Source organism: Corallococcus sp. AB049A (assembly GCF_003668885.1).
Classification (GTDB): Bacteria; Myxococcota; Myxococcia; order Myxococcales; family Myxococcaceae; genus Corallococcus; species Corallococcus interemptor.
This window is the reverse complement of sequence record NZ_RAWL01000904.1, coordinates 1-594: the sequence shown is the minus strand read 5'-3', so window position 1 is coordinate 594 and position 594 is coordinate 1. Positions and strand designations below refer to the sequence as shown.

Here is a 594-nt window from a genome sequence, read left to right as displayed (position 1 = left end):
GGCCTGTGGCTGGGGGCCGGGGCCATGCTCTTCATCGGCTTCTCGGAGACGCCGGGGCGCATCGCGGCGGCGGCCTTCCTCCTGGGCATCCTGGGGGATTTGTACCGGCCGGCGGTGTCCGCGGCGGTGGCGGACGTGGTGCCGCCCCGGGACCGGGCGCGCGCGTACGGGCTGCTCTACTGGGTCATCAACCTGGGCTTCGCCATCGCGCTGCCGCTGGCGGGCCTCCTGGCGGGGATGGGCTACCGGCTGCTCTTCATCGCGGACGCGGTGACCACGTTCCTCTACGGCTGCTGCGTCTGGGCCTTCGTCCCGGAGACGCGGCCCCCGGAGGCCCGAGCCGCCCACGCGGCCCACTCGCCCTTGAGCGCGGTGCTGTCCCCCTTCCGCGACGGCGTGTACCTGGCCTTCTGCCTGCCGGTGTTCGCGCTGGCGCTGCTCTTCCACCAGAGCTTCATGAGCCTGCCGGTGACGCTGACCCGGCAGGGCCTGACGCCCGCCCAGTACGGCCTGGTGATGTCCGTCAACGGCGTGCTCATCGTCGCGCTCCAGCCGTTCGTCGTGCGCGGGGTGGGCCGGGTGCGGCGCTCCACG

The 594-nt window shown here is 73.4% G+C and carries 1 protein-coding gene; it reads left to right on the top strand.

From position 1 onward, the window contains the following. Positions 1 to 3 precede the first annotated feature (3 nt). The coding region (locus D7X55_RS40155) for an MFS transporter (RefSeq protein WP_306437765.1) at positions 4 to 594 on the top strand (591 nt) is incomplete at its 3' end.